The sequence below is a fragment of the uncultured Sanguibacteroides sp. genome (genome assembly GCF_900543425.1).
Classification (GTDB): Bacteria; Bacteroidota; Bacteroidia; order Bacteroidales; family Marinifilaceae; genus Gabonibacter.
Genome location: NZ_UQRQ01000013.1, coordinates 74,279 through 84,385 on the forward strand (window position 1 = coordinate 74,279; position 10,107 = coordinate 84,385).

Sequence of the window (10,107 nt, forward strand, 5' to 3'; positions counted from 1 at the left end):
TAAAAATAAAAATGTATGAAAAAATGGTTAGTATTATTTGTAGTGGCACTACTGATTTTCCCCTTCGTTAACGAGGGATATGGAGCATCCAGGAAAAGAAAAAAGAAAAAAGAGAAGGAAAAGACCGAACAGGTAGCACCGAAAAAGAAAGAGACACCCTATGAGAAATTAATGAAAAAGCCGGGGCGGCAAACAGCCGAAAGTAAGTTCATCAATTTACACAAGATCGAGGGTAAATTATACGTGGAAATCCCCGTGAAATATATGGGACGCGATATGTTGCTGGCATCCGTGGCCTCAGAAACGAGTGACGATATGTTTTGCCAGATCGGCTACAAAGAGCAAGCTCCCATGCACATAAAATTCACCATGGAAGACAGTACCGTATTTATGAGGAGAGTAAATGTTTCGACCCAGCTGAACACAAGTGAATCCCGGGAAGAGGTGATGAAGAATCGAAATTTCATGGATCCGATCATCAATGCCTATAAGATCGAAGCGTATAATAACGATAGTACGACTGTCGTGCTAAATATGACCACCTTATTTGCAGGACCAACTATGTCCCCCGTTTCCAAGGGAAGTATTGTTGTCTCGATAACGGCAACACCCAAGACAGGAGGAATAAGATTAGGTGAAATCAAAGCTTTTGATGACAACGCGATGATCAAAACACAATATTCTTATAATGTCTCGATCAGTCTGCTGGGGCTTATCAGTTTGCTCTCCAATGAACCTTTTACCGTGAACGCCACGCGTACGTTATTGTTATTACCCGAACATAAAATGCGTCCCCGGATTTCGGATGCCCGAGTCGGAATCTTTTTAACGGGGAAAAAATCACTCTCGGACAAAGAAGACGGTATGCAAGCCATCTCGTTTGCCAATCGCTGGCGTTTGGAACCTTCGGATGTTGCGGCTTTCGAACGCGGAGAACTGGTTGAGCCGGTAAAACCAATCGTGTGGTACGTGGATGATGCCTTTCCGGAATCGTGGCGGCAACCCGTCAAAGAAGGGGTATTGCGCTGGAACAAGGCCTTCGAAAAAATAGGTTTTAAAAACGTTATGCAAGTCCGTGATTTTCCGAAAGACGATCCCGAATTTGATCCGGATAACCTGAAATACTCCTGCATTCGTTATATTCCGACCAGTACGCCCAATGCCATGGGCCCCTCTTGGGTAGATCCGACAACCGGAGAAATCATCAACGCATCCGTAATTATTTACAACGACTTAATCCGCTTGATTAACGAATGGCGTTTCACGCAGACGGCACAAATCGATCCGAGGGTACGTTCCAAGAAAATGCCCGATGACGTAATAAACGAATCGCTCGCCTATGCAGTAGCCCATGAAATCGGACACACACTCGGTTTTATGCACAACATGGCTTCTTCTTCCGCTTACCCCGTGGATTCATTACGCTCTGCTTCTTTTACGCATAAATACGGGACTACGCCTTCCATCATGGATTACGCACGGTACAATTACGTGGCACAACCCACGGATAAAGGAGTCTCCCTCTCCCCTCCCGATTTAGGTGTATATGACGAATACGCTGTAAAATGGTTGTATTCCTATTTCCCGAAAGCCAAAAACGCCGAAGAGGAAGCAAAAATAGTAGAGAACTGGGTTGACGAAAAAGCCAATGATCCGATTTATCGCTACGGCAAACAACAAATTTACGCCCGGTTCGATCCGACAGCCTTAGAAGAAGATTTAGGAGATAACGCCATGAAAGCGGGAGATTACGGAATTAAGAACCTGAAATACATTTTATCCCACATGGACGAATGGATCACGGACGATCCGGATGTTGCACAACGAACGAAACTATATAATTCGATTGCCAACCAATACTTCCGCTATATAAATAACGTTATGTATAACGTGGGTGGTATCTACCTCAATGAAGTAAAAGACGGAACCCCGGGTAAACGTTTCCAATCAGTCCCTCAAAAAACACAACGCGCTGCATTGAAATGGGTATTGAACCAAATTAAAAACTGCGGATGGTTAGACAACAAGGAACTTACCGAAAAAATAGGTCTGGGAGTGGCTATCTCTACCAAAATTCAGGATATGACGGCCGAATTGCTGTGGAAATCCCGGAATAACGTGTTATTGTCCGCTCATGTTTCGAAAGACCCTTACACAATACAAGAGTATTTCGACGATTTGTATAATGGTATATGGGAGAGCGCTATCAAAGGTCGGGCTGTTACTTCCGGCGACAAAATCATACAAAAAATGATGATTGCTTCCATATCAAGCACTTTAGCATATAAAAATAAACAAACACTTCGCATGGGGCTTACCTCTAACGAGGCATTTTTACCTTCACTCGAAGAAATTTATCTCTACAAATTAGACAAAACAGGATTGACGGAACGATTCATCGACGAATTTCGCTCGATAGAAGCAGACCGGGGAGCCGGAACCGTAGCCCAAAAACTGATTACCGACGAATTCGGAACAGGAGGCTATAGATGGCAAAGAAAAATCGAACTGAAAACCATCGAAGATACAAATACGTCCTTGTGGGCCACGGCCTTAAAGATCGAAAAGTTATTGAAACAAGCCATAAGCATGGCTCCGAACCGGAATTCGAAAGAACATTATCAGGCCATGTTAATTGAATTGATACGTTTGACCCAAGAAGCTAAAATCTAAAAAGATTCGGGCCATCGCCCCTGTTTTAATTTTGTGTGCATAAGGAACCGCCCGGAATGTGAAATTTCCGGGCGGTCTCATCTATTTTTCTCTCTACAAATAGGCTCTCCACAAAATATTTCTTATTAATTCTATTTACGATAAATAACTTAATCGTGAAAATAAATTTATCAGTACTTTTATCGACACATACTTATCTTTTTATCATCGTGTGCCTCGTTAAATCATACCTTTTTGAAAAAGACAATGGCAAAGATAAGCTTTTCAATGAAGTTTACCTTTTACAAGAAAAATCCCGAACAATTCAATGTTATGATTATTCGGGATTGTTTTAATTCGCAGTGTTTTATTGCTACTACCATTTATCTTTAAATATTACAACATCGGAAACTTCCGACGGTGCACTTTCTCCAGCCTCATTTACAGCTTTAACACGAAAATCTGCCTTAGTCCCCTCAACCATATTTTGAACAGTATACTGGAGCACCCTAGATGTCCCAAGGAGCCTCCACCGCCCCATTCCCCACGCACCGTCTCTACACTCAATAAGATAATTTATCACCCGTGATCCTCCATCATGCATGGGTGCTTCAAACTCAAATTTACATCCATCAATCCATACATCCATGAACATGGGCTTCCCCGGACGACTAGGAACATCAATCCTTGCACTAGCAAATACAATTGTCGCAAGAGTTAAGCTCAAACAGATAAATAATAATGATTTAGAAACGTTTCTTCTAATATTTTTCATAGTTTATTTAATTTAAGTGTTATATTTTTTAATATATCATCAACATAATTAATTCATTTATATTTACAATTAATTATCTTTATTTTTTATAATAAATAATACTTATGAAGAAAAATGACTCATTTTATATTGCTTTTAATTTCTTTTTTTTAGTTGTGTTTATCAAAATCCTCACTCCTTGTCTTTTTAAACGCAAACAATTGCTTCGCAGGAGCAAGAACAATTAAACAACTGAATGACCACCTATTTGAACATCGATAAGGTTGGATATTTTAATTTATATTCCACCCAAAAAAATTGAATGATGATTTGACAATAGCTAAAACACACTTTCGTGCCACTAAAAGACAATAACAAAGCATACGTTCTTTCATAAGATTTACCTTTTACAAAAGAAATCCCAAATACTCCATATCATGACTATCTGGGATTTTTTTATTCCGCAGTATTTTATTGCAATTAGAACGGATCTTCAAATTTTACAATATTAGATTCCTTTGATGCGGGACCTTTTCCTGCTTCATTTACAGCAAAAACGCGAAATGACGCCGAAGATCCTTCCTTCATATCAGAGATGGTAAATTCAAGATCCCGAGTTGCCCCTTTGTCTACCCATCTATCCCACCCCCATGAATCATTCTTACCCTCAATAAGATATAACAATATCGGCGCTCCTCCATCATGGATAGGCTTATCGTATCTTATGTGACATCCATCCTTCCACACATCAACAAACTGAGGCTTTCCCGGAGCACTAGGAGGATCAAAAGGATTCCTTGTACTAGCAAAAGCGATTGTCGCAAGGGTTAAACCCAAACAAACAAATAATAATGACTTAAAAACATTTTTTCTAATCTTTTTCATAGTTTGTTCCATTTAAATGTTGATAATTTAAACATATCACCAACAAAATTAATTATTTTATCTACATTTGCAATTATTTATTATTATTTTTTAAAAACATAATACTAATGAAGAAAGTAACTCAATTTTTAGCACTTTTCATTGGCATCTCTTTTTTCAACTGTAACAACATGATGAAGAAAACGACAAGCCCTGTTTCAAATTTAGATGCGGATTTTCCCGTTAGCGAAAAATTGGAATTTAAGCTTTTTAAAAAATATGACATTCTTGAAAAAGGCAGTTGCGTGATTGATGACTCCATACTATGGCATTTCGAAAGAGGGGAACATGATTTCGGATCCTGTTACAACCTAAATACAGGAGAGAAATTATCTATAATTATACCGAGAGGAAAAGCGACCCATGAATTAATTGAATTAAGAGCATTTGAAATGATCGGTGATTCCGTTCAACTTTATACAAGTCAAGACACGATAAAAACTTTTGCCAAAAAAGACATAATAGATGATACACCCATGGAAGAAAGAAAATTTTCCGTGACAACTAACCCCGATAGTATTTTTGTATCTCAAATGATTAAGCTTCCCAATAGTTCCGTTCTCGCAACAATACGTCCCACCTTATTCGAAGTCGAAAAAGGAATAAGAAACAAAATCAATAAAAAATCGGTTGTCCTATTTAATAATAATGAAGCAAAATCTTACGAAACAATAAAATACGACAGTTTTGATGTCAGGAAAGCGAAAAATAGAGAATTAGCCGCAAATGATCTGATAAAATGGGCTTACGCCCAAGGCTTTATTGAGATAAAAAACAATGATACGGCTGTTTTTTCCGTAAACGATCAATTTATATTATACACATTTGACATTAACAGCGGAAATGTAATAAACGAAAAAAGATACACGAGGATTCAGCGCAACGGAGAGGAAATGTCGTTTATTACAACAAACGATAGATATCAGAGTATCGGTTTGATAAAATCGAACGATACATATATTTTGTGCGGGGTTGATGGCTATTTCAGTGAAGAAGATAAAAAAACAAGACGACGGAAAAAGGCAATATTTGTGTTTGACTGGAATTTAAACCCGATCAAAAAGTTTGATTTGCCAGATAGAAAAAAAGGCTATTACACGATATCAAATAATTGCAGCTCGGTGTATTTCTGTGAATATAACGAGGACGGGCTCATGCTGTATAAAGCAGATTTAACTATTTAAGCACAAACGAGATTACGAATGAATTGTCTCTTCGTAAAGATGATAAAAAACAAGACAACAAAAAAAAGCAATATTCATATTTGATTGATATTTTAAAGCCGATCAAGATTTGGTTTACCGGATAAAAAAAAGCTATTATTACATATCAAATGATGAAAATTACATGCACTTTTGCGAGTATAAAGAAAATACCACCGTCTCAGTCGCGTGATTTTGTTCATGAAGTAAACCCTAAAAGTGTTTGACTTTTAGGGTTTACTTCATGATATTAGGTCCTCATAATTATTTAATTTTTACCCATTTGACGGCATCGGCGACCACCAATTGAAAATGCTTAAATACTTTATCCTGAATGGGTGCACCCCGGTCGTCCAACACGACACGGGATTCTCCTTTCGATAGAGTGAATGTGCCTAACGATACCCAGGCTTCTTCTGCCGGCAAGGTGGATGTAACCCCTATCCAAGGTGAAGCTCCTTCTTGATTTTCCAGGATGATTTCCTCTTTTCCTTCTGAAGTATAAACGGTATAATAGTTTTTCATCCCCGGGTGATCGGTTGCAAAAAACTCCCCGTCACAAGCTACAACGATACGAGGTCTATAGATAAATATCTCGTACTTTCCCGCTTCCGGAATGTCTGCTATCCATTCGGCCTTGAATTTTCCCGTACCGGATTTTTTGGTGAAAGCGCTACGGATATGATCACCGTAAAATTCCTTTAATAAAGAAGGACTCCATGCGTTAGCTTTAGTATTTTCTATAAAAATGTATTCCTGATCGTCCTCTTTTTTGACCAGATCGGTCAATCGTTTTCGATTGTTTGCCGAATCGATCAACTGGAAGTTCTCGTCCTCGTTGTCAACGATGATCTCTCCCGGGGGATAGAATTGAGTTTTCTCTATCAGGGTGATTCCTTCTTTGGGTAGGGGTCCCGATAAAGGACATTCTTTGGAATCGAATGAAATGTTTTCCGGTAAATTGCCCGAAAAATTAGTGGTCAGCTGGAGTTCTTTTTCTATGTCTTCATGAACGATAATTCGTTTACACTCCCCGGGTTTGATCAGGTAACTTCGGTAATTTTCGATTGATTGGCCTCCGATTTGATACGGACCATACGTAACGACAGAAATAATGCCGTCCGTTTCGCTGAAATTGCCTACCTTAAAATCGATAATTTGCCTCTCTTCTGTTGTTTTACGGGATAGATCTTTTATCGATAACAACGGAATCTGGCGACTCGTGTACCAATCGTCCATGTAAGCTTTGATGTTCTGCCCGAAACGCTGTTCGAATTCTCCGATAAACGAATCGAAGTTAATTTCCTGGAAACGGGTACGTTCATTAAATTCCCGCATGAACCGGCTTAGGGAGTCCCAGGTAGTAATCGTTGTCAGATAACCTAATAAATGAGAAACTTTCAGATGAATGGCAGTATTTTGTTCCCTGTTATATCCTTCCGCGATAATTCCTTTTAATCCTTTTTCTGCAAAATGATTTAACATTTTCGGGCTCACTCTATCTCTGGATTCTTTCAGGTTTATCATCTGTTTGAATATTAATTCTATACCCTGATACGTGTCAGACATGATGCTACTATTGTAACCCGAGAAGATGTGGCCTATACTCATCTGGTCAAAGTAGAAGGGAATCTTATAGTTCAGCATAAAGTCCTGAACACTCTCGTCACGGCTAGGGTCACCCGAAAAAGTACCGGGATGTGTAGATTCCAATTCACATAATCGTTCCCCAAAAAACAATATTTCAGGTTGAGTATTATCGCTAAACGAAGCAGTACTTAGAAAGGATAAAGATGAAGGTATCTCGATGAGCTTTAAATATTGAAAGGGATAAAGATTGGGTTTACCGTGCTCGATTTTATTTTTACATTGATTAAATATTTCCGTTAACTTCTTTTCCCGGTCCGGGTTATCTTTTTTCAGGGCTTCCCATTCATCGAAATATTTCAGGTAAAAATCATTTCCCGGGTAAGTATAAAACTCGACAGTAAGAGAATCGACGGTAATCGCCCTTTTCTTGTAATTCCCGATACAAAGGCTTACCCCGGTCAGGTTTTGTAAATTATGGAACGTAACCTTATCCCCTTCTCTCGCAGGTTCTCCTTGCGATAAAACGGTCATTTCACCCGGGTTTGTAACGTGCAGGGTATAATCCGTGAAATTGATCTCCTTGGATGCCTGCAACTCGACCGGAGCAACCGCTGTCGGGTACCACATCACTTGTGGTATAAGTAAAGTGTATTTATTCGAGACAAAAGCCGTGCGTTTGCCATAATTTTCTCTGGGAGAAGCCCAAGTAAGGGGAGAAAAGAACTTGTTATCAGGGATATTCACCTGGTAAATATCCTCGTCGATATTTCCCTCGTATTTTGTTTCTATTTCGATATTTTCACCGGGAGCCAAGGGACGTTCAATGACAATTACCTGATGATCCCTGTGAAAAGAAAGATTTTGCCCGCCGGATTCAATCTTGTTGATTTTTAAACCCGGGTTTAAAAAGAGCAGAAGCTGATCTATTGTTACTTTTTTCTGGTTTTGGACCTTCATCCGGCTTGTTGCCGAGAATTTATTTCCCTTGGATTGGTATGTAATATCGTGAGTGAGTACTCGTGCCTTGGGGTATTCATCGTATTTTACAAAAACCGCACGGTATTCGATTCTATTTTTTAAGCGGGTTTGATATTTTTCAACATAGATGTATCCGAGACCTATGGCAAGTACCAAACACAGGGAGGCGGGAACGATTAAATAGCGTCTCCGGCCGGGGACACCGGGATACCTCTTCATGAGCAAAATGCCAAAATAGAGAAAACTTACTCCTAATAGCAAGAAAACGCCCCGATGGAGCAGATAATACGCGAGATGCACGTGTCCGACCATGCTGGAAAAAGAGTTCGGAAGCGAATACCCCCGGAAATCTAATATCCCGTGAAGAGGTGTTTCCAAGTAAGCGTACGCAAAATAGAGAAAGGCTACCAGAATAACCCAACTGACAAAAGAGTGCCTGACCAGCTTGTTTACCAGCAAGGACAACCCGGTGATAAAAACAAGCGTGGGTAACGTGTGCGTGAGAAGATAGAAAAGATTTACCCACAAGTTAACCGGAGAATTCGGAACGAATATATTGATTAACATGGAGATAATCATGAAGACGACATTGATTACCAGAAACGGGAGAAGAACACCTAAAAATTCTCCGAGGAAAGATTGGCCGTTACTGATAGGTCGTGCGGAAAGCACCTCCCGGGTTTCGGCTTTTTTCCGCTTTCTCTGGATATCACAGGTAATAAAGATAATAATTACCGATTGAAACAAGTTCAAAAAGTAAATCCCACTTAAAGGCATGGAAGATACGAACACGACGTCATGCCACAAACCCTCATAAATACTCAACGGGAAGATAATACCTAATATACATAATACTCCGAAGATAAAAAGGTAAAACAACCAGTTTCTTTTTACCAGCTTGCTCTCGTAAGATATAGCGGTTTTTAGATTTGTCATTTCCATATTTGCAGATTTTGTTTTTTGTGATTTATTTTTAGTACAAGACAAAGATACAAATAAAAAATAGTATTATGCAATACAAAGTACTATTAAAAACAAAAATATTTATTGAGTATAAAAATCTAATACAAGGATACGGGGCGTCAACTCTCGGATATTTTATTTGTATAGAATGCCTTACGAATACCATTCAATTTTATTATTTAAATAAATAATGTTTATAAATAGAACAAGCGACCAATGGCTATTTAAATGAAGAAGATCAAATTCAGGACTACGAAGAGAAGCCATATTCGTGTTTGACTGGAATTTAAACCCGATCAAAAAGTTTAATTTACCGAAAAGAAAAAAAGGTTATTATAGCATATCAAACGATGGAAACACCGTGTACTTCTGCGAGTATAACGAGGAGGGCCTCACGCTATATAAAGCAGATCTGACCATTTAGGCGAAAATGAGACCGCAAACGAATTGCTACACATTCTGAAAGAGTGACGATCCGACCTCATCTAAAGCACATTTTATTTTGTTAAAAGACAACGATAAAAATACATTTTTATAACTACATTTTATATTATAAAAAAAATCCCGAATAATCATGACATTGAATTATCCGGGATCTTTTTTTATTTCTTCGTATTTTATTAGAACTACTATCGATCTTTTATTGTTTCATAATCGCTAGGGTCCGAAGGCTCGCTCGGACCAGCTGCATTTACAGCTTTAACACGAAAACTATACTCATGTCCTTCTATCAAATTCACAGCAGTATATCGAAGTGTCGTAGATATTCCTTTGATCTTCCAAGAAGACCAGAATCCGTCTCTACACTCAATAATATAACCTGTTATTGGCGATCCTCCATCCTTTTTAGGCTTCGTGTATTCTATTGTACATCCATTTTTATTTTTATCAATAACCATAGGCGTTCCCGGACGCCCAGGGGGATCAAAAGGATTAGCAAATGCAATTGTAGCGACAGCCAAGCCAAAACAGACGAACAAGAATAATTTCAAAATGTTTTTTCTAATCTTTTTCATGATTTTATTAATTTATATATTAATAATT

The 10,107-nt window shown here is 38.6% G+C and carries 6 protein-coding genes; 2 read left to right on the top strand and 4 right to left on the bottom strand.

The window, feature by feature from the left end; genetic code table 11:
• The first annotated feature begins 15 nt into the window (after positions 1-15).
• Positions 16-2,673, top strand: a complete 2,658-nt coding sequence (locus tag QZR76_RS08925; RefSeq protein ID WP_294142364.1) for a zinc-dependent metalloprotease — start codon at positions 16-18, stop codon at positions 2,671-2,673.
• Positions 2,674-3,028: 355 nt separating this feature from the next.
• Here QZR76_RS08925 and QZR76_RS08930 read toward each other — a convergent pair whose 3' ends face one another.
• Positions 3,029-3,427: a fibronectin type III domain-containing protein gene (locus tag QZR76_RS08930; RefSeq protein WP_294142366.1), complete on the bottom strand. Its 399-nt coding sequence runs from the start codon at positions 3,425-3,427 to the stop codon at positions 3,029-3,031.
• A 459-nt stretch (positions 3,428-3,886) separates the two neighbouring features.
• The gene (locus tag QZR76_RS08935) at positions 3,887-4,291 is read right to left on the bottom strand and encodes a fibronectin type III domain-containing protein (protein WP_294142368.1); all 405 of its coding nucleotides are present in this window, start codon (positions 4,289-4,291) and stop codon (positions 3,887-3,889) included.
• 107 nt (positions 4,292-4,398) lie between these two features.
• Between QZR76_RS08935 and QZR76_RS08940 the strand changes: the two genes are divergently transcribed.
• Entirely contained in the window at positions 4,399-5,514 is a 1,116-nt protein-coding gene (locus QZR76_RS08940; protein WP_294142370.1) for a hypothetical protein, read from the top strand.
• 282 nt (positions 5,515-5,796) lie between these two features.
• Here QZR76_RS08940 and QZR76_RS08945 read toward each other — a convergent pair whose 3' ends face one another.
• Together QZR76_RS08945 and QZR76_RS08950 are read right to left on the bottom strand one after the other, a co-directional pair.
• The gene (locus QZR76_RS08945) at positions 5,797-9,042 is read right to left on the bottom strand and encodes a hypothetical protein (RefSeq protein ID WP_294142371.1); all 3,246 of its coding nucleotides are present in this window, start codon (positions 9,040-9,042) and stop codon (positions 5,797-5,799) included.
• A 650-nt stretch (positions 9,043-9,692) separates the two neighbouring features.
• The gene (locus QZR76_RS08950) at positions 9,693-10,079 is read right to left on the bottom strand and encodes a fibronectin type III domain-containing protein (RefSeq protein WP_294142372.1); all 387 of its coding nucleotides are present in this window, start codon (positions 10,077-10,079) and stop codon (positions 9,693-9,695) included.
• Between the last annotated feature and the right edge of the window lie 28 nt (positions 10,080-10,107).